Source organism: Acinetobacter sp. YH12152 (assembly GCF_013418285.1).
Taxonomy (GTDB): Bacteria; Pseudomonadota; Gammaproteobacteria; order Pseudomonadales; family Moraxellaceae; genus Acinetobacter; species Acinetobacter amyesii.
In genome coordinates, this window is record NZ_VPCH01000002.1 from 1 (window position 1) to 23561 (window position 23561).

Genomic DNA, 23561 nt, shown 5'->3' on the forward strand with positions numbered 1-23561 from the left:
CCAAGCAGACGTGCACAGAAAATAGCAATCAAAGAACGAAATCTAAATCCTGTGCTTGACTTGGAATTGTCCATATAGGACATTTCTATTTGGTTATTAGGTAGGACATTTCTACTTAGGAATAACAATCTCTTCATCACACTTCTTACATTCCAACATTACCCCTAACTTTTCGTTCCGTCCTTGCTCAGTGATAACCCAAGGACGGTTTTGCCAAGGCGGATCATGCCGGACATGCTGTGTATGGCCACAAGCTAAAATGGCATACCACTGATTTTCATCATCCAAGGCAAAATCAACAATGGCTTGCTGCATATCGGACACCTATCTAAATTGAACTTATGCTGAAAAGGGAATAGAGTTCATCTTGAACAATTACAACGGCTTGAATATCAAATTGCTAAATAGACTGTGAAATTTGGTTTATTTCTGCCGCACGCTTACGCCGCGACAATTCTATTTTTCCCGCCATGTTTGGCTTTATACAGCGCTAGATCAGCACGCTTAATTGTATCTTCGTAGGTACAATCTTCAGGCATGATGGTTGTTACTCCTATGCTCACGGTGACATGGGCGTTATCTATTGAAAACCGACTTAATTCTTTTCTGGAATGTTCATGAATCCGTTTGGCAAATTGAATGGCCTGCTCACAGCCCGTGTTGGGTAATGCGACCACAAACTCATCTCCACCTAAGCGGCAGGCGCAATCAGTCTTGCGCAGCGTTAAACGAAGAATATCTGCGACTGCTCGGATTGCCTCATCACCGACATGATGACCTTTGCTGTCGTTGATTTTTTTGAGGTTATCAAGATCGAACATCAAAATCGAGGTCTGTATGGAATGTCGTAGGTATGACTCATAATGTAATGCTAAGTCATGCTCTAATTTTCTTCGATTGAAAAGACCGGTTAACTGATCCGTATGGCTGAGTTCCTTCAGCTTAATTTCCAAGTTGTGACGCGCTGAAATATTACTTGCGACCCAAAGCACAACGTCTTCTTCATCTACCGCAAAACTGAGCGCTTGGATGCGCACTTCAAACCAAATGGGCTCTTCAGGACCATAATCGGGCAGACCTTTTACATCCCTATTGCTCAATTCGTACTCTTCGATGAGTAGATTTCCTGACGCTAGAGCTTGGTCGATCAGTTGCATAAACAAGTTGGCTTTATCTGGCTTGATCACATCTGAAATATAGGTACCAACAAGACCGGAACCATCGTGGTAATAGCGATTATCGCGCCCACCAAAAACCGCAACGTATTTTCTACTACGCGATATGACAAAAGCAGGGTCTGGCAAAGCATCAAGAATGATAGCCATCTGCTCAATGTTGATCATTAATTAATTCTATTTCTTTATTTACAATAATTAACACAATAGCTAAAAAAAATAAAAAGCACGTGTTTTTTCACCAAAAATAATGATGGGCGAGATGTAGATGTGATGAATATCTGTCTCAATTGCTTGGCGTCGATTTACACAGGCCTAACGCCATAATGCTTTCATGGCTTATTTCCATTATTAAGATAAAGCCGATGATAGAAATGTTTTGAATTATCGCCTGCATCACACGAATCCATACATACACATGCAAAATCAGAATAAACAAAAGAAAAATCTCGGCTATACTCATTCATAAATTAATAATGAACAGAGCACTGAATAATGCGTGTACTTGTTGTGATGGATCCCATCGAAAATGTAAACCTAAAAAAAGATACCTCAATGGCGATGCTATGGGCAGCAGCACGCCGTGGACATGAGCTAGGCTATGCATTACAGCAAGATTTATATATCGATCAAGGCAAAGCCTTTGGTTTGATTTCACCGCTAAAAGTTTTTGAAGACTACAACCACTATTACGAACTCGGCGAAAAACAAAAAGAATCAATTGCAGCTTATGACGTGGTTTTGATGCGTAAAGATCCGCCGTTTGATATGAACTTTGTCTACACCACCTATATTTTGGAACAGGCTGAACGCGAAGGCGCATGGATTATTAACAAGCCACAAAGCCTACGTGACTGCAATGAAAAATTGTTTGCGACGCAATTCCCTGAACTTCAAGTACCGACCTTAGTGACCTCGCAGCAAAGCCTGATTCGTGAATTTTTGCAAGAACACGGCGATGTGATTGTGAAGCCATTAGACGGCATGGGCGGTATGGGCATTTTCCGTTTATACCAAGATGGCGTTAATATTGGTTCAACCATTGAAATCCTGACCAATAACGGCACACAGCCGATTATGGCGCAGCGTTACATCCCAGAAATTGTGGATGGTGACAAGCGCATCTTGATGATCAATGGCGAACCCGTACCGTATTGTTTGGCGCGTATTCCGCAAAATGGCGAAGTGCGTGGCAACTTGGCGGCAGGTGGTTTGGGCGAGGCGCGTCCATTGACCGAAAATGATAAAGCCATTGCAGCCAAAGTTGGGCCATTCCTTCGTGAAAAAGGGTTAGTGTTTGTTGGTCTGGATGTGATTGGTAATTACGTGACTGAAATTAATGTCACCAGTCCAACCTGCGTACGTGAAATTGATGCGCAATTTGGCACCTCGATTGCCGATGATTTATTTGATGTCCTTGAGGCAGGTTTAAAAGCTTAATTTTGCACTAGATTTAAAAGAGTCCTTCACGGGCTCTTTTTTTGGCCTGCGCTAAGGGGAGGGGAGCTTAAAAAGCAAAAAAACTGTAAGTGAATGCAATTAAAGTGAAAAATTGTCTGATTTTTTTTCAATTCTCATAGATTAATAATAAAACTAGTTTAAACTTTTAAAATAGTAGAAAAAAACAATCATACGCCTGTTGAAAAAAAGTAAATTACCTTTCACGGTCATGCGTTTGTGATTACAATTGTTTGCTTAAAATCGAATATCATTAGCCTCTTTTTAGAATTGAAGAATTAGACAGTGACCGAAGTAACGCAAGTAAAGCCGAAACATGTCATGATGATGGCTGCCGGAACCGGTGGTCACGTCTTTCCAGCGCTCGCTGTTGCCAAAGAGTTGCAACAACAAGGCTGTGAAGTTTCTTGGCTCGCAACGCCAACAGGCATGGAAAATCGCCTGCTTAAAAATCATAATATTCCAATTTATCAAATTGATATCCAAGGCGTACGCGGCAATGGAGTCGTGCGTAAGCTGATGGCACCGTTTAAAATTCTCAAAGCTACTTTGAGTGCCATGCGTTATATGAAACAACTCAAAGTTGATGCAGTTGCAGGCTTTGGGGGTTACGTGGCTGGGCCAGGTGGCTTGGCAGCTCGTGCATTGGGCATACCAGTCATTATCCATGAACAAAATGCTGTGGCTGGGTTTACCAATACGCAATTATCGCGTGTGGCGAAAACGGTGTGTCAGGCATTTCCAAATACTTTTCCAGCTCAAGATAAAATCGTGACCACAGGCAATCCTGTACGGAAGGAAATTACAGAAATTTTAAATCCGTCATGGCGTTACCAAGAGCGTGAAAAAGCTGGGTTGCCATTACGGGTTTTAATTGTAGGTGGCTCACTGGGCGCACGTGCCTTAAATGAATGTGTGCCGGCTGCTTTGCAGCAATTAGAACAGCCCCTCAGTGTATATCATCAGTGTGGTCAAAATAATGCTGAAAGCACATTGGCTCGTTATGCAAACGCACCTGAACATATACAAGTTGAAGTTCAGCCGTTTATTGAAGATATGGCAGCAGCCTATTCTGCAGCGGATTTGATTATCTGCCGTGCTGGTGCACTAACCGTCACTGAAATTGCGACAGCGGGTGTAGCAGCCGTGTTTGTTCCTCTGCCAAGTGCAGTGGATGACCATCAAACTGCAAATGCAGGGTTCTTGGCCAATATCAATGCCGCAAAAATTTGCCCACAAGCGGACATGACCGCAGAAAGTTTAACAGCGTTGTTGAAGCCGCTGATGAATCGCCAACGACTTATGGAAATGGCGGTTAAGGCTCGACAACAGGCACAACCCGATGCGACACAGCACGTGGTTGGTTTAATTCAAGATTTGTAAAATTCGAGTAATCTATGTCTCCATCAACGCCTGCCGATCAAGCGAAAAAGCTCATTAAAGTGCCAGAAATGCGCCGTATTAAACACATCCATTTTATTGGGATTGGTGGTGCGGGCATGTGCGGTATTGCCGAAGTATTGAAAAACCAAGGCTATAAAGTTTCAGGTTCAGATATTAAAGCGTCGAAAACCACGGCTCAGCTTGAAGAAAACGGCATTCAAGTTTTCATCGGTCATGCTGCTGAAAATATTCAAGGCGCCAATGTAATCGTGGTATCAACAGCTATTGATTCTGAAAACCCAGAAGTGAAAGCGGCGATTGAAACCCGTACACCTGTCGTGCGTCGTGCAGAAATGTTGGGTGAATTAATGCGTTACCGTCATGGTATTGCCGTTGCGGGGACGCATGGTAAAACCACGACAACCAGTCTGGTGACCTGCATGTTGGCAGAAGAAAATCTGGACCCAACTTATGTCATTGGTGGTTTATTAAATCGTACTGGTGTGAATGCTGCATTGGGTGCAAGCCGTTATATCGTGGCTGAAGCAGACGAATCAGATGCGTCATTCCTGCATTTACAGCCGATGGCAACGATTGTCACCAATATCGATGCTGACCATATGGATACCTATGGCGGTAGTTTCGATGTATTGAAAGATACCTTCGTACAATTCTTACAGCGCCTTCCATTTTACGGTTTAGCTGTGATGTGTGGTGATGATGCCAACATCCGTGAAATTATGCCGCGTATTGGTCGTCCTGTCGTGACTTATGGTTTCAATGAAGACAATGACATTCGTGCCGTTGATGTGGCTCAAGAAGGCATGCAATCACACTTTACAGTTTTGCGTAAAGACCGTGAGCCGTTACGTTTAACCATTAACTTGCCGGGTCTTCATAATATCTTAAATGCCTTGGCAGCGATTGGTATTGCAACGGATGAAGGTGTTTCTGATGCTGCGATTGCGCGTGCCTTAGAAAGCTTCAGTGGCGTAGGTCGTCGTTTCCAAGTACAAGGCGAATTTGAAGTTGAAGATGGCTTGGTGAAATTGGTCGATGACTATGGTCACCATCCAAAAGAAGTGGAAGCGACCATTAAAGCAGCACGTGCAAGTCATCCAGATCGTCGTTTGGTGATGATGTTCCAGCCACATCGTTTTAGTCGTACGCGTGACTGTTTTGATGACTTCGTCGATGTCTTGTCTCAAGTCGATCAACTGTTGTTATTAGAAGTTTATCCTGCAGGTGAAAAACCAATTGTAGGTGCGGATAGTCGTGCGTTGGCTCGAAGCATTCGTCTACGTGGTGAAGTTGAGCCGATTCTCATCGATCCAGTAGAAGGCAACTTACAAGCAGTAATGAAAAAAGTGTTACAAGCAAATGACTTGTTATTAACACAGGGCGCAGGTAATGTTGGAGCAATCTCAATCGAACTTGCTCAAAACAATCTCTATGTAAAATGATCACCGCTGGGTGATCCAAAGTTTGTTTAGACCGTAGATAAAAGTTTAAGGATATAAACGTGTCAAATGCTTCAAAATTCGGCAAAGTTGCCGTGTTATTAGGTGGGAAATCTGCCGAACGTGAGGTTTCTCTCGATAGTGGTAAAGCTGTACTTGAAGCATTGGTGCGTTCGGGTGTAAATGCCGAAGCATTCGATCCGCAGCAACGCAGTGTGACTGAGTTGGTGGCTTATGACCGTGCATTTATCGTACTTCATGGTCGTGGTGGTGAAGATGGTCAAATTCAGGGTACTTTGGAATGGTTAAACATTCCGTACACTGGAACGGGCGTTCAAGGCTCGGCGATTGGTATGGATAAAGTCAAAACTAAACAAGTTTGGCAAGGTTCAGAACTACCGACAGCACCTTATCGTATTGTCAGCAAAGACTCAGATTTACAAGAAATTGTAGATTCAATTGGTTTGCCATTTATTATCAAGCCGGTGCATGAAGGCTCAAGCATTGGTATGAGCAAAGTTGAAAAAATTGAAGACTTTGCAACCGCAATTGCCAAAGCGACCCAGCATGATGCAGTCGTGATGGCTGAAAAATGGATTACCGGACGTGAATTTACCATTGTGATTTTAAATGGTCAGGCTTTACCGGTGATTCGTTTAGAACCGCCTGCAGATGTGGCTTTTTACGATTACGAAGCGAAATATAACCGTAACGATGTGCAATATGGTATTCCATGTGGCTTAACTGAAGATGAAGAAAAGCGTCTACAAGCTTTATCTTTACGCGCTTTCCAAGCGGTAGGTGCGAGTGGTTGGGGCCGTATTGACGCGATGCAAGATGCAGAAGGAAACTTCTGGTTACTTGAGGTAAATACTGTTCCGGGTATGACTAGTCATTCTCTAGTGCCAAAAGCTGCCAATGCTGTAGGCTATAGTTTTGATGATCTTTGTGTCGCGATTTTGGAACAAACCCTGACAGGTGCGGCACACTAAATTATGGCTCAACTTCCTGCGTCTATGCGCCGTAAACGTGCAGCAACGACATCGATACATGACAAACCACCGACACGTAAGGAAAAGCTTACCAATCTGGGTGGATGGCTGTTGTTGTTTATTGCATGTGTGGTTTTGATTGCCGGAATTTGGGGGCTATATAAAGTCATGACGGATGCACGTGTGGCTGAACTTGATGTGGTGGGTGTGCGGAGCGCCCAAGAAAAACAACAAGTGATGTCATACGTTTCACCGATGATGACTGAAAACTATTTTACCTCTGATTTACGTGTCATTCGTGACCGTACTTTAGAAATCTCTTGGGTCGATCGCGTGGTGGTATCGCGTGCTTGGCCAAATGCAATTCGTGTACGGGTGATGCCGCGTCAAGCGATTGCACGATGGGGAACTGGGCGACTGTTAAGCGACAGTGGTGATGTATTTGCCGAATTAACTCCGACCAATCATCAGAATTTACCGTTATTGCATGGGCCGACGAGTCAGTCCAAAATGATGATGCGTCGCTATAATGAAATTAATCAATTATTTATACCTGTTGGCATTCGTTTAAAAGAATTATATTTAACAGAACGAATGACTTGGTTTATGCAGTTTGATTCAGGCTTACGTGTGATTGTCGATCAGGATCAGACCATGAGTAAGTTGCAGCGTTTAAGTTATCTCGCACACAGTGACTTAAAACCTGTTTGGCCACGAATTTCTGCCATCGATTTGCGCTACCGAAATGGTTTAGCGATTCAATGGAAAAACTCTGTGCCAGCAAAGTCGGTAAATGGTCAGTTTGTTGTAACCAGTGATGACATAGGCATTGCGAATGCAGCGCCTGTAAAGCCATAATGATCGGCTTTATAAGTAGAGGCTTTAAGCCATAAATTAAACAAACATGTGAATGGTAGTAGTAAATAATGAATGAAGCTGTTCCCTCGGTTGTTGCGATTGACATTGGGACACACAAAGTTTCAGTTTTGATTGGTAAGGTACACGCGCCAGACAATATCCAAGTGGTAGGGATGGCGACCGCTCGTAACCGCGGCATGAATAAAGGGAAAATTGTCAGTCTCGATAAAGTTGTTACCGCAATTAAAAATGCAGTGCAGGAAGCGGAAGATATGGCGGAATGTCGTGTACATTCTGCGTGGATTTCCATTCCAAGTGCTGAACTAAAAAGTTTTTATGCCTCTGGTCGCACTCCAATTGAAAATAATGACCATGCGATTACCACCAATGAAGTGGTGCGTGCATTAGAACTGGCCAAAGCCAGTCACTTAACGTCTGACCACTATTTGGTGAGTGCTGTACCTTTAGGTTTTGAACTAGATGATGAACCTGAGTGGGTATTAAACCCGATTCGCATGTCAGCACGGAGTATGACAGGGCATTATCATTTGATGATGTTGCCCATCAGCACCATGCAGAATTTGGATCGTGCATTAAAAGGTGCCAATATTGGTGTTGAACGCATGGTTATTTCATCATTAGCAACTGCTGAAGCTAGTTTGCTTAAAGATGAAAAAGAATATGGTGTGTGCTTGGTTGATATTGGTGCTGGTACGACCAATATTGCGGTGTATTTAGATGGTCGCTTGGCGATGACACACACTTTGCAACGTGGCGGTGAGCATGTAACGCGTGATATTGCTGCTGTATTGCAAACCACAACAGAAGAAGCTGAACGTATTAAGCTGTTGTATGGTTGTGTCGACCTGAAAGTGGTTAAACCTGAAAGTATGATTCAGTTCCAAGGTATTGATGGTCCACAAACCATTAGCCGTATTGAACTGACCGAAATCATTATTGCGCGCTATGAAGAAATCTTTAATCAAGTGCGTAATGAATTGGTCGATCATGGTGCGATTCATGGTTTATACCATGGTGTTGTACTCACAGGTGATGCCTGCCAAATTGAAGGGATGGTGACATTTGCGCGTCGGATGTTAGGTGTTTCTGCACATTTAGGTAATCCACCTATGCAAGTGTATGCTGATGATCAACAGCAAGCCGCTTTACGTCGTTCACAATACGCGACTGCCGCAGGTCTGTTAATTTTCAGTCAAAGTGAAACACAAGATACGATCGTTGAGCCAGAAGATACGGAAAAACTTTCAGTATTGAATCGGGTAAAACGTGCATGGTCGGGCTTCAATGACACCTTGAAGTCGATCTTTTAAGTTGAAATATTTGGGAATATTGTTGGGAAGTTGTACGGATTATTGCTTGTACTTGACAAGCTGGAACTTGGACAGCATTCTAAAAAACAATTTTTATTAAGATCAAGGCAGTATACGGGCTGAAGTGTCTGCCAATTATGGATTAGGAATTTTTTAGGCATGGCCTCATTTGAATTTTTAGAAGATGATCAAAGCGACAGCAACGGTCAAGCCCGTTTCACAGTATTCGGTGTAGGTGGTGCTGGCGGCAACGCTGTGCAACATATGTTGGAATCAGATATCGAAGGTGTAAAATTTGTTTGTGCCAATACAGACAAACAAGCACTCGACCGCATGAATGCACAATTTAAAATCCAACTGGGTGAGCAAAGTACCCGTGGTTTGGGTGCAGGTGCAAATCCACAAGTGGGTCAAACTGCTGCTGAAGAAAGCCGTGAGTTGATTCGCCAACACCTTGAAGGAACGGACATGGTGTTCGTGACTGCAGGTATGGGTGGTGGTACAGGTACAGGTGCTGCGCCAGTTGTTGCTGAAATTGCCAAAGAAATGGGTATCTTAACTGTAGGTGTGGTGACGACTCCGTTTAACTTTGAAGGTAAACGTCGTCAGCAATCTGCTGAGAAAGGTATTGAAGCCCTTGAGCAACATGTTGATTCTCTGATTATTATTCCGAACCAACGTCTACTTAAAGTATTCCGCGATATTTCAATGAAAGATGCTTATAAAAAGGCAGACGATGTATTGTTAAATGCGGTACGTAGTATCTTTGATCTTGTCGTGCGTCCGGGTCATATCAACCTTGACTTCGCCGATTTGAAAACTGCCATGAGTACACGTGGTTACGCAATGATGGGTGCAGGTTCTGGTCGTGGTGAAAACCGTGCGCGTCAAGCTGCTGAGCAAGCGATCCGTAGCCCGTTGTTAGATAACGTGACCATCATGAATGCAAAAGGCATTTTGATTAACGTTACAGGTGGCGATGACGTAACCTTCGGTGAAATTGAAGAAATCACTGATGTGGTGAACCAAATTGTCGATCTTGATGAAGGTCAAGTGTTCTACGGTACGGTATTTGATCCAGATGCACGTGATGAAATTAGCGTAACGGTGATCGCAACGGGTTTAACTCGTAATTCTGCCGATTCTGCTGAGCCAGTGAAACGCCCTGTCGCACAAGCAACGCGTACAGTCGCTTCTGCACAAGTACCTGTAGATGAAGATGATGTGCCAGCAATTCAACGTCAGCACAATGAAGCAGCAGCTCCAGCTGCAGCAGCGGCGTCAGCATCCAATTCACGCCCTACGCCAATGAGTATTCAAGACTACTTGAAAAATCAGCAACGTAAATAACATAAATTCAATGACTTAAGTGTCTATTGATTACAAAAGGTAGCTGATCAGCTACCTTTTTGTTTTTTATCAATGGCTAAATATGCTAACGTATAGCGGTTTTGTGAACTGATGATAGAAGACACATGTTGAAACAACGTACCCTGAAACGCATCGTGAAAGCGAGTGGCATCGGACTGCATAGTGGGCAAAAAGTGATGATTAACTTTGTGCCACATCATGCCGATGGGGGGATTGTGTTTCGTCGTATCGACTTAAATCCACCGATTGATATTCCAGCTGATGCTATGCTGATTCAAGAAGCATTCATGTGTTCTAACTTGGTGCAAGAAAATGCCAAGGTGGGCACAATTGAGCACATTATGAGTGCGATTGCTGGTTTAGGGATTGATAACCTGATCGTGGAAGTGTCGGCGTCTGAAGTGCCCATTATGGATGGGAGTGCCGGCCCGTTCATTTATTTGCTTATGCAAGGTGAACTACAAGAACAAAATGCACCTAAAAAATTCATAAAAATACGCAAACCTGTCGAAGCACTGATCGATGATAAACGTGCTGCCTTCCAACCGCATGACGGTTTCCAATTAAATTTTACGATTGATTTTGACCATCCTGCATTTAAGAAAGAATTTCAATCGGCAACCATCGACTTTTCAACCGAAACATTTGTCTATGAAGTCAGTGAAGCGCGGACTTTTGGCTTTATGAAAGATTTGGATTATCTCAAAGCCAATAATTTGGCTTTGGGGGCGAGTCTCGAAAATGCCATTGGTGTAGATGACAATGGTGTGGTCAATGAAGAGGGCTTACGCTTTTCGGATGAGTTTGTTCGTCACAAAATATTAGATGCTGTGGGTGATTTATATTTGCTTGGTCATCAAATTATTGCGAAATATGATGCCTATAAGTCAGGTCATGCATTAAATAATCAGTTATTACGCAATGTCAAAAGTGATCCAGATAGCTATGAAATTGTAACATTTGATGACATTAATGATTGCCCAATTAGTTATGTGAATGTGACATAAGTCATTGTCTTATAATAGTGATGTTATATTGTATCATTTGTAAGTGTTAAGTCTGTCACATTCTGAGCATTCAAATTTGTCTGTTACAACTGGGTGGTTACTTTTTATTGCTTGCCAAACGCAGCATTGCTTGGCTAAGCTTAGGGTCGCTCACAAAGTCAGCAGCATTACGGAGTAAATCCTGAGTTTCTGTACTGAGGGTTCTTGAAATTTTTTCAGGGGAATGGGGCGTTGGAGACGGAGTTCTCAGACGGACTTGAATCTTGTGCAAATCCTTGAATTCGTATATTTGTGATAATTGTGCAATATATTGCTTTTGCAAATAGGCCAACTGACTAATCAGTGCCTGATTTTCTCCAGTTAATATAAGTACACCATTTATATAACAAACAACTTGCCATTGATCCGGTTGGGGCAATAGCGGTTGAACAATTTTCGTAAGTTTCTGCCATACAGCAACTTGCGTTGAGAGAAACGACAAGTTTCCTGTTTTTATGTGTTTTCTTGTTGGTTGAAAGACGTTGACAGGTTCTGACATACATATTTCCTACATGTTTATGTCTTAATCTTATGCGCTCCTTTTGGCTGATATCAAGGACGAAATCACACAAGGAACAAAAGAGAACAGTTTATAGAGGTTTTTTATGCATTTACGACGTATTTTATTGGCGTTTTCATTGGCAGCTTCGGCCGCTTCAGTCGCTTTTGCAGATTTAGTTGAATTAAATCAAGCAGACTCATCATCAGATCGTATTGAACAGTTAACTCGCACTTTGTCTCAAGGTGCTTACTCTGAAAGCAATGATATTGATGTTCCAGCGGAAACGAAGTTGAATGTTCAAATTCGTGAAAAATCAATTGAACTCAACAATGCGACAATCGCAAAAAAATACGGTTCAAGCAATTCCTCTCAAAACTATTCAGCAAGTTCAAATAATCCATATTCATGGTTAATTGCCCACCCACTTCCAGACATGAAGCGCGTGAGCTCAAACTATGGTGGTCGTACCATGGGTGGCCGTGCAGAAAATCATTCAGGTTTAGATCTTTCTGCGGCAAGTGGCACACCTATTTATGCAACAGGCCCTGGCATAGTAACTAAATCAGGCTGGGGCACAGGTTATGGCCAATATGTTGAAATCAACCATGGTAATGGTTACCTGACACGTTATGCACATGCATCACGCTTAATTGCACGTGTAGGCGACCGTGTTGCTGCGGGTGAGCATATTGCTAACGTTGGTTGTACTGGTCGTTGTACTGGCCCACATTTGCATTACGAAGTAGTGAAAGATGGTCAACGCAAAAACCCATCGACGTATTTAGCGATGTTGCCATAAGCGCATACAACATCTGTATACGAAGCCATTGTCTGAACCTCTACAGACAATGGCTTTTTTATTTATCGCTAATAACTATAAAATTATCATTCTAAAAAATATTGTCTGTATGAAATATGGCGAAAATTGACCCAAAAATGTAAATTTGTGTAATTGTTAATCAATAAGTATTTAGTAAATAAATAATAGAGCTATTTCGTATTCATCTGTGGCGATAACTCAGCCTAGCCAAAATATGGTACTAATAGAGCCATATATTTAGCACATAGGATAGGTGAAGTATGGCGTTTTATGGCGATACAGATGCGCAAGAAACCCAAGAATGGCAGGACGCATTTGATTCAGTTTTACAGCACATGGGAACTGACCGCGCTGCATTTTTGCTTGAAAAACTCTATCAACAAGCGATTGCTAAGCACGTTCCCATTCAGCGACTAAATACTCCTTACTTAAATACCATTTCAGTTGAAGAACAACCGCCTATGCCGGGTGATTCGGATATGGAGCGCCGTATTCGTGCGCTGATCCGCTGGAATGCCTTAGCGATGGTACTGCGTGCCAATAAAACAGGTGACGATTTAGGTGGTCACTTGGCAAGTTTTGCATCATCTGCCACTTTATATGACGTGGGTTTTAACCACTTCTTCCGTGCCAATAGCGACAGCTTTGGCGGTGACATGATCTATTATCAAGGTCACTGTGCGCCAGGTATCTATGCACGTTCGTTCTTAGAAGGTCGTTTGACTGAAGAACATTTAAATAATTTCCGTCGTGAAGTTGGCGGTAAAGGTTTACCTTCATACCCACATCCGTACTTGATGCCAGATTATTGGCAGTTCCCAACCGTATCGATGGGTCTAGGTCCAATCATGTCGATCTATCAAGCACACATTCAAAAGTACTTGATGAACCGTGGCCTGATCAAAGAAGAAAACCGTAAAGTTTGGGCTTACCTCGGTGATGGTGAAATGGATGAACCTGAAAGTACAGGTGCCATTTCACTTGCAGGTCGTGAAAAGCTCGACAACCTAATTTGGGTCGTGAACTGTAACTTACAGCGTCTAGATGGCCCAGTTCGTGGTAACGGTAAAATTATTCAAGAACTTGAATCATTGTTCCGTGGTGCAGGCTGGCGCGTAATTAAAGTGGTATGGGGTCGTCATTGGGATCCGCTACTGGCAAAAGATGATTCAGGTGCCTTAAAAGCGGTGATGGAAGAAGCGGTCGATGGTGACTTCCAACGCTATCAAGTGAAAGGCGGTGCGTATACGCGTGCACATTTCTTTGGTAAGTATCCTGAAGCTGAAGAGTTGGTGCGCAACTTAAGCGATGAAGATATTGATAACCTGAACCGTGGTGGTCATGACCCATTCAAAGTGTATGCGGCTTATGCCGAAGCGATGAAGGAAACGGGTCAGCCAACAGTTATCTTGGCAAAAACAGTCAAAGGTTATGGTTTGTCGGAAGAGATTGAAGCAGTCAATAAGACGCATCAAATCAAGAAAATGCAGCTTGAGTCGTTGAAATACGTGCGTAACCGTTTCAACTTGCCATTTACCGATGAACAGCTTGAAGAAGTGCCATTCTACCGTCCAAGTGAAAATTCACCTGAAATTAAATACATGAAAGCACGTCGTGAGGCATTGGGTGGTTATTTACCTGCACGTCGTAAAGAAAGCGAGCAGCTGGCGATTCCTGAATTGTCTGTGTTTGATGCGGTACTCAAAGGCAGTGGCGGTAAAGAGCAATCGACAACTATGTTGATGGTGCGTTTGATTTCTTCGTTATTGAAAGAAAAAGCCATTAAAGATCGTGTCGTACCAATTGTGCCAGATGAAGCGCGTACTTTCGGTTTGGAAGGTATGTTCCGTCAGTTGGGGATCTATGCTGCGCATGGTCAAAAATATACCCCTGAAGACCAAGAACAGTTGATGCATTACCGTGAAGCTAAAGATGGTCACATGTTACAAGAAGGGATTAACGAAGCGGGTGCGATGAGTGCTTGGGCTGCGTTAGGAACCAGTTATTCAACCAATAACTTGCCAATGATTCCGATGTATATGTACTACTCGATGTTTGGTTTCCAACGTATTGGTGATATTGCATGGGCTGCAGGTGATGCGCAGGCGCAAGGTTTCTTGCTCGGTGCAACTGCGGGTCGTACAACACTGAATGGTGAAGGTTTACAGCACCAAGATGGTCATTCACATATCTTGGCAAATACGATTCCAAACTGTATTTCTTATGACCCATGTTTTGGTTATGAGTTGGCAGTAATCGTACATGATGGTTTAAAACGCATGTACGTGAACCAAGAGCGTGTGTTCTACTACTTAACAGTAATGAATGAAAACTACGAACATCCAGCTATTCCTGAAGGTGCTGAAGAAGGCATTAAACGTGGTATGTATCTCTTCGAAGAAGATGAGAAAGCAACGGTTCAGTTGATGGGTTCAGGTGTGATTCTGCGCGAAGTAATCAAAGCAGCGAAAATCCTTCGTGATGAATATCAAATTCATTCAAACGTGTGGAGCGTCACTAGCTTTAACGAATTAGCTCGTGATGGTATGGCGTGTGAAGAATACAACCGCTTACATCCGTTGGCTGAAGATACGAAAGAAGCTTGGGTCTCTCAATTGCTTCGTGAAAAAGACGGTATTGTGGTATCGGCAACTGACCACATGCGTGCATATAGCGAACAAATCCGTGCCTATCTTCCAGACAATCGTCCATTCGTTGCATTAGGTACAGATGGTTATGGTCGTTCAGATACACGTGGCAACTTACGTAGCTACTTTGGTGTCGATGCCGCACATATTGTGGTAGCAACATTGAAAAAACTCGCGGATGAAGGCGAAGTTGATGCACGTTTGGTTAAAGATGCCATCTCAAGCTTTGAACTAGATACTGACCGTCCAGTGGCATGGGCTCCGCAGGAAACGCCGGAACTGCATGCTGTGGCTGACTACAAAGAGGAGAACTAATCATGCAAATTACGACTCCTGATATTGGTGTAGATAAAGCAACGGTCGCTGAGATTTTAGTGAAAGTCGGCGACAGCATTAGCGTCGACGACAGCATTGTGTTGTTAGAGTCTGATAAAGCCTCTGTTGAAGTGCCAAGCACTTCGGCAGGCGTGGTGAAAAGCATTGCAGTCAATCTAGGTGACAGTGTTGCTGAAGGTGCTGTGCTGATCGAGTTAGAAGAAGAAGGTCAAAGTGCTGCTACAGCTGAGCCAGTACAAAATGCAACGGAAGACCAAGCAGCAGAACCAACTCCGGTTGTGGAAGCAGAACAAGCTGCAGCAGCACCTGTTGCAGCCAATGCTACTCAGTCGCAAAGTATCGATGTGCAAGTCCCTGATATTGGCGTAGAGAAAGCTACGGTGAGTGAGATTTTGGTCTCTGTTGGTGATGAGATTGATGTCGATCAAAGTATTATCGTGGTGGAATCAGACAAAGCGACAGTCGAAGTCCCAAGTACTGTATCAGGCCGTGTTGAATCGATCACAATCAGTGCTGGCGATGTAGTGAAAGAAGGTGTAGTGATTTTAACGGTGAAAACGGCGGCTTCATCTGCTGCGGTTGCATCGGCTGCTGTGCAAGAAACTGCACAGCCTGTTGCTGCACCTGTTGTTGCAGAAGCAACACCAGCGCCGTCTACGGCTGCGGCGTCTGGACCTGTTGATATTGCAGTGCCTGACTTAGGTGTTGATAAAGCAGCAGTGGCTGAAATTTTAGTCGCTGTGGGTGATGTGGTTGAAAAAGACCAAAGCATCATCGTGGTGGAATCAGACAAAGCAACGGTAGAAGTGCCAAGCTCTACCGCTGGTAAAATCACCGCGATTCATGTCCAGTTAGGGCAAAGTGTCTCTGAAGGCGTCGCTTTAGTGACGATTGAAGCTGAAGGTCAAGCTGTTGCAGCACCCGCGCCAGCAGCGAAACCTACTCCAACTGTAGCACAGCCTGCGACAGTTGCACCTAAAGCTGAAAGCAAAGTTGAAGCAGCAGCACCGCAACCACAAGGCGCAGATAAGCTCACCAAAGAGCAAAATGCTGCCAATGCCAAAGTGTATGCAGGTCCGGCCGTTCGTAAGCTTGCACGTGAATTAGGTGTGGTTTTGGCAGAAGTCAAAGCATCTGGCCCGCATGAGCGTTTAATGAAAGAAGATTTATTCGCTTATGTAAAAACCCGTTTGACCACTCCGCAAGTTGCACCTGCAGCTCAAGCTGTGGCACAGGTTTCAGGCTTACCGAAATTGCCAAGCTTTGATGCTTTTGGTGGTGTCGAAGAGAAAGTTTTGACACGTTTACAACAAGTGTCGATTCCGCAATTGTCTTTAAACAATTTTATCCCGCAAGTGACGCAGTTCGATGCTGCGGATATTACCGATCTTGAAGCTTGGCGTAATGATTTAAAAGCCAACTTTAAGAAAGAAGGTATTGGCTTAACCATTATGGCCTTCATCATCAAAGCAGTGGCTTACTTGTTGAAAGAAGAGCGTGAATTTGCAGGTCATTTGTCTGATGATGGCAAGTCAGTATTGTTACGCAATGAAATCCACATGGGGATTGCCGTGGCAACGCCTGATGGTTTGACCGTGCCTGTACTGCGTAATCCAGATCAAAAATCGATTAAGCAGATTGCAATTGAGCTGGGTGAACTGAGTCAAAAAGCACGTGACAAAAAACTGTCGCCGAAAGATCTACAAGGTGCGAACTTTACCATTACCAGTCTGGGTTCAATTGGTGGTACGGCATTTACACCGCTGGTCAACTGGCCACAGGTGGCGATTTTAGGTATTTCACCTGCAACTATGCAGCCGGTGTGGAATGGTGAAGGCTTTGATCCACGTTTGATGCTGCCGCTGTCATTGTCATACGATCACCGTGTAATTAATGGTGCGGATGCTGCACGTTTTGCCAATAAGCTGACGAAGCTGCTCAAAGATATCCGAACTTTATTGATCTAATCTGACCTGTTTAAGTTTCAAAATGAACCCTGCTTTGGCAGGGTTTTTTTATGGCGTCGTGGTGGTGGACTGACAAAGCCAATCAGGAAGTTCAATGGGTGAAGGGTAGAGCTTTAATGCTGAGTTTGCATTGAGGTTATAAGTGAGTGGAAGTGTACGATGTGGGTGCGCCGTCGACCAAAGCTTTTGTCGTAAATGTTCAAAGCGTTGGAAGTCTTTTAAAAATAAGCCCCAAAACTTTTCATAATGCTCCAGTTCTTGCACATGTTGATGCTGATACGCATGTGTTTGGCCCTGTTGGTGCTGGAAGTCATAGCCCATCAGCCAAATACGCTGCGGTTGAAAGAGATGTGCGAGTGAATAGGCTTGAAGGCCGCAATTATTACCATACACAAAGTACGGTGAATGAAATAACTCCGCTTGCGTATCGATGCGCACGGTTTTGAAGTTAATCACTTCATGTTCAGGATATGGACGGTTGTGACCTAAACCACATCCGCTAATGATGTCACCTTGAAAGGATGCATTAAGCATGGGTTGATAGTGTAACCACCATGCATAGTCTGAATGATGAGCAATTTGAGCCTGAGGAAGTTGAAGAAAACTTTGATTACAGCAAATGATCAGCAGTTTTTTTGAGGGCTGAATGGTGGTTAAGTCGAAATTGAGCTGAGATGGACCACCTGCAATGATTAATACATCCTGCACATGCATATAGTGTTGAATAAATTCTTGAAATTTTTGATTATTGTTTTGCATATCATATTGAGTCATCGAAAATTAAAATTGCGAAAACATGCATTCCTCGCTAGAATAGCATTACTTCATTGGGGAGTAGCCGCTTTTTACGCAAAGTAAAAAGGTGATGGTCAACATATTTGCTCTAAAACGAGCATGGTCATCATAGCAAAGAACCAAATGAGCTCTTCGTAGCTTTCTTTTGTTGGCAAGACCTTTGATTTATCACTCTGCACATTGGCTAGCAGGAGGGATAAGTCATCGGTATATGTTATTGCTAGCCAGAGAAATGCACCATGTTAACCGCTTTCTTCATTTCCCTTGCTGTTGTTGCCCTGTCAGAAATGGGCGATAAAACACAATTACTTGCCTTACTGCTTGCTGCACGTTTTCGTAAACCCGTTCCGATCTTAATTGCAATTTTCCTAGCGACTGTGGTGAACCACGGGGTTTCTGCTGTGCTGGGTCAATGGATTACCACCGTTTTAAGCCCAACCGTTTTATTGTGGATTGTTTCTCTGGGCTTTATTGCCATGGCGGTGTGGATGTTGATCCCCGATCAATTGGATGATGAATCTGAAAGTATCAATAAATGGCAAAAATATGGGGTTTTTGGTGCCACTTTCGTTTTGTTCTTCTTGGCTGAGATTGGAGATAAAACCCAAATTGCCACAGTTGCACTGGCTGCACGCTTTGACAGTATTGGCTGGGTGACTTTGGGGACGACACTAGGCATCATGTTGGTTAATGCGCCTGCGGTATTTATTGGGAACAAACTAGCAGAAAAACTACCGATTTCACTGATTCATAAAATTGGCGCCTTGGTATTCTTGGTGATTGGTTTGGCTGCGTTGGCACAACACTATTTATTTTAAATACCAATCTCACTATATTAAAAATACATGAAATCCTGAGTGAAAAACTCAGGATTCTTTGCCAATAAATGAGACCCAATTCACTGATATTTCAGATAATATTGACTGAATATTTATTGTAAGTTTCCCTAAATAAATATATGTTATTCACCTATAGAATATATTTTTTTTGATAAAAAATTTGGGGAATGGGAATGGCTTTCGAACGCACAACATCACAGGTACTTTATGATGATGGAAAGCATAAATGTATTAGCTTTACCAGCTTGGTAAAAGGCGAGGGCGTACAGGCGAACCAGTTCCTGATTTTGGATAATGAGCGCGCAGCGGTGCTCGATCCGGGTGGTGACTTGACCTATGTCCCACTGACTATGGAACTGAATAAATATACCCGTTTGACCAATCTTGACTATGTGATGGCCTCGCATCAGGACCCAGACATTATTACCTCGATGCCGCGTTGGTTGGTTTATACCGACGCCAAAGTGGTGGCATCTAAGCTGTGGGCGCGTTTCTTACCGCATTTAAACTCTGCATTTATGAGTGACCGGATGAAAGGCAACTGGTTGGATCGTCTGATCGAACTGCCAGATCATGGTCAGGTGATTCCATTAGGCAATAGTCATTTGGTGGCTGTTCCTGCACATTTCCTACATTCGGTTGGTAACTTCCAATTTTATGACCCGATTGCCAAAATTTTATTCTCAGGGGATATGGGCGCATCTATGGTGGATGATGCCTCTAAACCTTTAGAAAATTTTGCCGCTCATATTCCTAAAATGAAAGGCTTCCATCAGCGCTACATGTGTTCGAACAAAGTGATCCGTCTGTGGGTCAACATGGTACGGACGATGGATGTGGAAATGATCGTACCGCAGCACGGCACGCCATTTATTGGTAAAGAACAGATCAACCAATTCTTAGATTGGATCGAAACCTTGCAGTGTGGTGTCGATTTAATGGATGAAACAGTCTTTACTTGCCCAGTATAATGACTTGAAAATTCAGAAAAAATAATTGAGTTTGCAGATAACATTTTTTAGTATTTTTCGTCCATAAAATAAGCTTTTAGATGACGAGAATAGATAAAAATGTTGTCTCAAATACCGACTCAGGATGCATGTTTAACCTGTGGAGCATGTTGTGCCCACTATCGCGTTTCTTTTTATTGGGCAGAAGGGCTGAATATGCCCGAACATTATACTGAACCGGTTAATGCCGTGTATTCATGTATGGCGGGCACCAATCAAGCGCAGTCTCGTTGTATCGCTTTGGGTGGGAAAATTGGGCAAGCAGTGAGTTGTAGGGTGTACGAGGCTCGGAGTTCCACATGTAAAAGTGTGCAGATAGCTGATGAGCAATGTAATAAAGCACGCATCGCGCATCAAATGATTCCATTGATCAGTATTCCACTGCATGACGCTGAAAATGATGAAGATTTCGATCAAGTCAGTTAAGGCTTTAGTTCCAGAATAAATTTATTGAAATTAAGCGGTAGAGTCTTCGGATTCTGCCTGTATTGAACAAGTTGCTGACTAACCCTCAGTGTATTCTTGCTGAAAACAGCATATTCGATGGTTAATATTGAAAACTCCGTAAAGAATTGCCGCAATTAAAATGAAAATTGAACGGAAATTTGTATATAATGGCTCACGGAAATTACCAGCGAGACTGTTATGTTGACCATCGTTCAAGAAGCCCTAACCTTTGATGATGTCTTATTACTCCCTGCCTATTCTACTGTTCTCCCAAAAGATGTCTCTCTTAAGACACGTTTCACACGTGGCATCAATTTGAATATTCCACTTGTTTCTGCTGCGATGGATACTGTGACTGAATCACGTATGGCAATTGCAATGGCGCAAAACGGTGGTATCGGTATCCTGCATAAAAACATGGATATTGCTGCACAAGCTGCAGAAGTTCGCCGCGTGAAAAAATTTGAAGCAGGTATGGTGAAAGACCCAATTACCGTTACACCAGAAACGACTGTACGTGAGCTGATTGCTTTAACTCAAGCAAATAACATCAGCGGTGTACCAGTGGTGAAAGACGGTCAAGTGGTGGGTATTGTTACTGGTCGTGACACTCGTTTTGAAACCAATCTTGAGCAACCTGTTAGTAACATCATGACAGGCCATGATCGTTTGGTGACTGTTCGTGAAAACGAATCAAAAGAAAATATCCAAGCATTACTTCAAAAACACCGTATTGAAAAAGTCCTTGTTGTAAATGACAACAACGAACTGAAAGGTTTAATCACGGTTACTGATTTCCGTAAAGCTGAAAACTATCCAAACAGCTGCAAAGATGACTTAGGTCGTTTACGCGTTGGCGCTGCAGTAGGTACAGGTGCAGAAACACCAAGCCGTGTAGAAGCATTGGTGGAAGCAGGTGTTGATGCGATTGTTGTTGATACAGCACATGGTCACTCTGCAGGTGTAATTGAACGTGTACGTTGGGTAAAAGCCAACTATCCACAAGTTCAAGTGATTGGCGGTAACATCGCGACTGGTGATGCAGCTCTTGCATTATTAGATGCTGGTGCAGATGCAGTGAAAGTGGGTATTGGCCCAGGTTCAATCTGTACTACACGTATCGTTGCTGGTATTGGTATGCCGCAAATCTCTGCGATTGACAGCGTTGCCAATGCACTAAAAGATCAAATTCCATTGATCGCAGACGGTGGTATCCGTTTCTCTGGTGATATGGCAAAAGCGATTGGTGCAGGTGCGAGTACCATCATGGTAGGTTCATTGATGGCGGGTACTGAAGAAGCACCAGGCGAAGTTGAATTCTTCCAAGGTCGTTACTACAAAGCTTATCGTGGTATGGGTTCATTGGGTGCGATGGCAGGTGCAACAGGTTCTGCTGACCGTTATTTCCAAGACTCAAAAGCCGGTGCTGAAAAACTTGTACCAGAAGGTATTGAAGGTCGCGTACCGTACAAAGGCCCAATGGGTAACATCGTTCATCAAATGATGGGTGGTTTACGTTCATCTATGGGTTATACCGGTTCTGCGGTGATCGATGACTTACGTAAAAATGCACAGTTTGTCAAAATTACTGCGGCAGGTATGTCTGAATCTCACGTACATGACGTGACTATTACTAAAGAAGCACCAAACTACCGTGTTGGTTGATATTTAGTAGCTTTTAGCCGAAAAGGCCGTCATTAATATGACGGCCTTTTTGTTTTTGGTGTAAAGTATTTACAGTAAAAAGTGATGATTAAGATCACCATTAAGAAGTGAGTACAACATGAGTTATTTTGGTACAGATGGCATTCGTGGCAAATTCGGTGAATTGCCTATTACCCCTGAATTTGCATTAAAACTAGGATTTGCCGCAGGTAAAGTATTAAAACAATACAGTAAAAAAGCAAAGCCCATCGTTGTACTAGGTAAAGATACCCGATTATCGGGCTATATTTTAGAGTCAGCATTACAAGCCGGTTTAAACGCAGCAGGTGTTTATGTTCACTTGTTGGGTCCATTACCTACACCCGCAATTGCCCATTTAACCCGTGCATTACATGCCAGCTTAGGCATCGTGATCTCGGCGTCGCATAATCCGTATTTTGATAATGGCATTAAGTTCTTCTCGAGCGAAGGTAAAAAATTGCCGGATGAAATTCAAGAAGCCATAAACAAAGAACTTGAAAATGACTTGGTGATCGAAGACCCTGCAAACTTAGGTAAAAGTGTGCGTGTAAAAGATGCCAATGGTCGTTATATCGAGTTTTGTAAATCAACCTTCCCGTACCATTTTGACCTGACAGGCTTAAAAATTGTGGTGGACTGTGCCAATGGTGCAGCCTATAGCGTTGGTCCTTCGGTGTATCGTGAACTGGGTGCAAAAGTGATTGCGCTGTTTAACGAACCGGATGGTTTAAACATCAATAAAGACTGTGGTTCGACGCATCCTGAGTTTTTACAAAAAGCAGTTGTTGAACATCAGGCGGATTTAGGGATCGCTTTTGATGGTGATGCTGACCGCGTGATTATGGTCGATAAAAACGGTCAGCAAATTACTGGTGACCATATTCTTTATATTTTAGCCACTCAAGCGAGTCAAAAACCTGCGGGTATCGTGGGTACGGTTATGAGCAATATGGCGCTTGAAATTGCGCTAGATAAAGCCCAAGTGCCATTACTGCGTGCCAAAGTCGGTGATCGTTATGTATTGCAAGGTTTGGAAGAAAAAGGTTGGGTAACAGGTGGTGAGCCATCAGGTCATATTCTGACTTTGGACAAGAGCACCACAGGTGATGCGATCATTGCTTCACTTCAGGTGTTAACGGTGATGGTTGAGCAAGGTAAAGCTTTGCATGAATTGGTGGAAGGGTTTGAGTTATTACCAAATGTCTTGGTGAATGTTCGCTTGGCTGCGATGTTTGATCCCTACGCCGTACCTGCACTGGTGAGCGAGTTTGAAAAAGCTGAAGCTCAGCTTAAAGGGCGTGGTCGCATCTTGATTCGTAAATCAGGCACAGAGCCGGTCATTCGTGTCATGGTTGAAGGTAATGACCTTGAAGAAGTCACCGCATTGGCAAATCATTTGGCCGATGCTGTTCGTGCCAATGCAGCTTAAATCAAGAG

The 23561-nt window shown here is 43.3% G+C and carries 20 protein-coding genes and 1 riboswitch; of the genes, 16 read left to right on the forward strand and 4 right to left on the reverse strand.

The features are described 5' to 3' along the window. Nucleotides 1-111: 111 nt before the first annotated feature. On the reverse strand, nucleotides 112-315 hold the full coding sequence (locus tag FTU83_RS00780) for a DUF3565 domain-containing protein (RefSeq protein WP_180105524.1): 204 nt from the start codon (nucleotides 313-315) through the stop codon (nucleotides 112-114). 125 nt (nucleotides 316-440) lie between these two features. After that, nucleotides 441-1343, reverse strand: coding sequence for a sensor domain-containing diguanylate cyclase (locus FTU83_RS00785; RefSeq protein ID WP_180105523.1), 903 nt, complete (start codon nucleotides 1341-1343; stop codon nucleotides 441-443). Between the two features lie 327 nt (nucleotides 1344-1670). On the opposite strand from FTU83_RS00785, the gene gshB reads away from it, so the two are divergent. The 8 genes from gshB (at nucleotide 1671) to lpxC (ending at nucleotide 11035) form a co-directional block, all read left to right on the forward strand. Continuing rightward, the gene (gene gshB / locus FTU83_RS00790) at nucleotides 1671-2615 is read left to right on the forward strand and encodes a glutathione synthase (protein ID WP_078190578.1); all 945 of its coding nucleotides are present in this window, start codon (nucleotides 1671-1673) and stop codon (nucleotides 2613-2615) included. A gap of 303 nt (nucleotides 2616-2918) precedes the next feature. After that, entirely contained in the window at nucleotides 2919-4016 is a 1098-nt protein-coding gene (gene murG / locus FTU83_RS00795; RefSeq protein WP_180049736.1) for an undecaprenyldiphospho-muramoylpentapeptide beta-N-acetylglucosaminyltransferase, read from the forward strand. A gap of 14 nt (nucleotides 4017-4030) precedes the next feature. After that, nucleotides 4031-5479, forward strand: coding sequence for a UDP-N-acetylmuramate--L-alanine ligase (gene murC / locus FTU83_RS00800; RefSeq protein ID WP_078190576.1), 1449 nt, complete (start codon nucleotides 4031-4033; stop codon nucleotides 5477-5479). 59 nt (nucleotides 5480-5538) lie between these two features. Beyond that, entirely contained in the window at nucleotides 5539-6468 is a 930-nt protein-coding gene (locus FTU83_RS00805) for a D-alanine--D-alanine ligase (RefSeq protein WP_078193219.1), read from the forward strand. 3 nt (nucleotides 6469-6471) lie between these two features. After that, nucleotides 6472-7326: a cell division protein FtsQ/DivIB gene (locus FTU83_RS00810; protein WP_180105522.1), complete on the forward strand. Its 855-nt coding sequence runs from the start codon at nucleotides 6472-6474 to the stop codon at nucleotides 7324-7326. 68 nt (nucleotides 7327-7394) lie between these two features. Further along, complete coding sequence (ftsA, locus tag FTU83_RS00815) at nucleotides 7395-8657, forward strand: cell division protein FtsA (protein WP_111884462.1); 1263 nt, start codon at nucleotides 7395-7397, stop codon at nucleotides 8655-8657. A 159-nt stretch (nucleotides 8658-8816) separates the two neighbouring features. Next, nucleotides 8817-10007: a cell division protein FtsZ gene (gene ftsZ, locus FTU83_RS00820; RefSeq protein WP_078193216.1), complete on the forward strand. Its 1191-nt coding sequence runs from the start codon at nucleotides 8817-8819 to the stop codon at nucleotides 10005-10007. A 125-nt stretch (nucleotides 10008-10132) separates the two neighbouring features. Next, nucleotides 10133-11035 carry a UDP-3-O-acyl-N-acetylglucosamine deacetylase gene (gene lpxC / locus FTU83_RS00825; RefSeq protein ID WP_180063028.1) on the forward strand — a complete coding sequence of 301 codons (903 nt, stop codon included), beginning with the start codon at nucleotides 10133-10135 and terminating at the stop codon, nucleotides 11033-11035. Nucleotides 11036-11132: 97 nt separating this feature from the next. Here lpxC and FTU83_RS00830 read toward each other — a convergent pair whose 3' ends face one another. Further along, the gene (locus FTU83_RS00830; RefSeq protein ID WP_168379402.1) at nucleotides 11133-11573 is read right to left on the reverse strand and encodes a DciA family protein; all 441 of its coding nucleotides are present in this window, start codon (nucleotides 11571-11573) and stop codon (nucleotides 11133-11135) included. Between the two features lie 106 nt (nucleotides 11574-11679). Here FTU83_RS00830 and FTU83_RS00835 point away from each other — a divergent pair, with 106 nt between their 5' ends. The 3 genes from FTU83_RS00835 to FTU83_RS00845 all read left to right on the forward strand — a co-directional run bounded on the left by FTU83_RS00835 (nucleotide 11680) and on the right by FTU83_RS00845 (nucleotide 17347). Then, nucleotides 11680-12375: a M23 family metallopeptidase gene (locus tag FTU83_RS00835; RefSeq protein WP_180022341.1), complete on the forward strand. Its 696-nt coding sequence runs from the start codon at nucleotides 11680-11682 to the stop codon at nucleotides 12373-12375. A 281-nt stretch (nucleotides 12376-12656) separates the two neighbouring features. Then, nucleotides 12657-15359 (forward strand): pyruvate dehydrogenase (acetyl-transferring), homodimeric type, encoded by a 2703-nt coding sequence (gene aceE, locus FTU83_RS00840; RefSeq protein ID WP_180022342.1) that lies wholly within the window; start codon nucleotides 12657-12659, stop codon nucleotides 15357-15359. A 2-nt stretch (nucleotides 15360-15361) separates the two neighbouring features. Further along, nucleotides 15362-17347 (forward strand): 2-oxo acid dehydrogenase subunit E2, encoded by a 1986-nt coding sequence (locus FTU83_RS00845; protein ID WP_180105521.1) that lies wholly within the window; start codon nucleotides 15362-15364, stop codon nucleotides 17345-17347. Nucleotides 17348-17395: 48 nt separating this feature from the next. Here the strand turns inward: FTU83_RS00845 and FTU83_RS00850 are convergent, their stop codons facing one another. Continuing rightward, entirely contained in the window at nucleotides 17396-18106 is a 711-nt protein-coding gene (locus tag FTU83_RS00850) for a methyltransferase type 11 (protein ID WP_180105520.1), read from the reverse strand. A gap of 58 nt (nucleotides 18107-18164) precedes the next feature. Further along, nucleotides 18165-18307, forward strand: a riboswitch (yybP-ykoY riboswitch). Between the two features lie 74 nt (nucleotides 18308-18381). Between FTU83_RS00850 and FTU83_RS00855 the strand changes: the two genes are divergently transcribed. The 5 genes from FTU83_RS00855 to glmM all read left to right on the forward strand — a co-directional run bounded on the left by FTU83_RS00855 (nucleotide 18382) and on the right by glmM (nucleotide 23553). Continuing rightward, a complete protein-coding gene (locus tag FTU83_RS00855) occupies nucleotides 18382-18960 on the forward strand; it encodes a TMEM165/GDT1 family protein (protein WP_078190565.1) in 579 nt (192 codons plus the stop codon). A 194-nt stretch (nucleotides 18961-19154) separates the two neighbouring features. Further along, on the forward strand, nucleotides 19155-19952 hold the full coding sequence (locus tag FTU83_RS00860; RefSeq protein WP_078190564.1) for an MBL fold metallo-hydrolase: 798 nt from the start codon (nucleotides 19155-19157) through the stop codon (nucleotides 19950-19952). 99 nt (nucleotides 19953-20051) lie between these two features. Further along, on the forward strand, nucleotides 20052-20417 hold the full coding sequence (locus FTU83_RS00865; RefSeq protein WP_180073361.1) for a YkgJ family cysteine cluster protein: 366 nt from the start codon (nucleotides 20052-20054) through the stop codon (nucleotides 20415-20417). Between the two features lie 219 nt (nucleotides 20418-20636). Beyond that, nucleotides 20637-22103 (forward strand): IMP dehydrogenase, encoded by a 1467-nt coding sequence (gene guaB / locus FTU83_RS00870; protein ID WP_078190562.1) that lies wholly within the window; start codon nucleotides 20637-20639, stop codon nucleotides 22101-22103. A 118-nt stretch (nucleotides 22104-22221) separates the two neighbouring features. Then, entirely contained in the window at nucleotides 22222-23553 is a 1332-nt protein-coding gene (gene glmM / locus FTU83_RS00875; RefSeq protein ID WP_180054189.1) for a phosphoglucosamine mutase, read from the forward strand. The last annotated feature ends 8 nt before the right edge of the window (nucleotides 23554-23561 follow it).

Excerpts from the sequence above, each read along its gene's own strand:
- gshB (WP_078190578.1), top strand. The coding sequence starts at position 1,671 with ATGCGTGTACTTGTTGTGATGGATCCCATCGAAAATGTAAACCTAAAA.
- FTU83_RS00830 (WP_168379402.1), bottom strand. The coding sequence starts at position 11,573 with ATGTCAGAACCTGTCAACGTCTTTCAACCAACAAGAAAACACATAAAA.
- FTU83_RS00780 (WP_180105524.1), bottom strand. The coding sequence starts at position 315 with ATGCAGCAAGCCATTGTTGATTTTGCCTTGGATGATGAAAATCAGTGG.
- lpxC (WP_180063028.1), top strand. The coding sequence starts at position 10,133 with ATGTTGAAACAACGTACCCTGAAACGCATCGTGAAAGCGAGTGGCATC.
- FTU83_RS00835 (WP_180022341.1), top strand. The coding sequence starts at position 11,680 with ATGCATTTACGACGTATTTTATTGGCGTTTTCATTGGCAGCTTCGGCC.
- FTU83_RS00850 (WP_180105520.1), bottom strand. The coding sequence starts at position 18,106 with ATGCAAAACAATAATCAAAAATTTCAAGAATTTATTCAACACTATATG.
- FTU83_RS00845 (WP_180105521.1), top strand. The coding sequence starts at position 15,362 with ATGCAAATTACGACTCCTGATATTGGTGTAGATAAAGCAACGGTCGCT.
- FTU83_RS00785 (WP_180105523.1), bottom strand. The coding sequence starts at position 1,343 with ATGATCAACATTGAGCAGATGGCTATCATTCTTGATGCTTTGCCAGAC.
- FTU83_RS00810 (WP_180105522.1), top strand. The coding sequence starts at position 6,472 with ATGGCTCAACTTCCTGCGTCTATGCGCCGTAAACGTGCAGCAACGACA.
- ftsA (WP_111884462.1), top strand. The coding sequence starts at position 7,395 with ATGAATGAAGCTGTTCCCTCGGTTGTTGCGATTGACATTGGGACACAC.
- murC (WP_078190576.1), top strand. The coding sequence starts at position 4,031 with ATGTCTCCATCAACGCCTGCCGATCAAGCGAAAAAGCTCATTAAAGTG.
- glmM (WP_180054189.1), top strand. The coding sequence starts at position 22,222 with ATGAGTTATTTTGGTACAGATGGCATTCGTGGCAAATTCGGTGAATTG.
- FTU83_RS00855 (WP_078190565.1), top strand. The coding sequence starts at position 18,382 with ATGTTAACCGCTTTCTTCATTTCCCTTGCTGTTGTTGCCCTGTCAGAA.
- guaB (WP_078190562.1), top strand. The coding sequence starts at position 20,637 with ATGTTGACCATCGTTCAAGAAGCCCTAACCTTTGATGATGTCTTATTA.
- aceE (WP_180022342.1), top strand. The coding sequence starts at position 12,657 with ATGGCGTTTTATGGCGATACAGATGCGCAAGAAACCCAAGAATGGCAG.
- ftsZ (WP_078193216.1), top strand. The coding sequence starts at position 8,817 with ATGGCCTCATTTGAATTTTTAGAAGATGATCAAAGCGACAGCAACGGT.
- FTU83_RS00865 (WP_180073361.1), top strand. The coding sequence starts at position 20,052 with ATGTTGTCTCAAATACCGACTCAGGATGCATGTTTAACCTGTGGAGCA.
- FTU83_RS00860 (WP_078190564.1), top strand. The coding sequence starts at position 19,155 with ATGGCTTTCGAACGCACAACATCACAGGTACTTTATGATGATGGAAAG.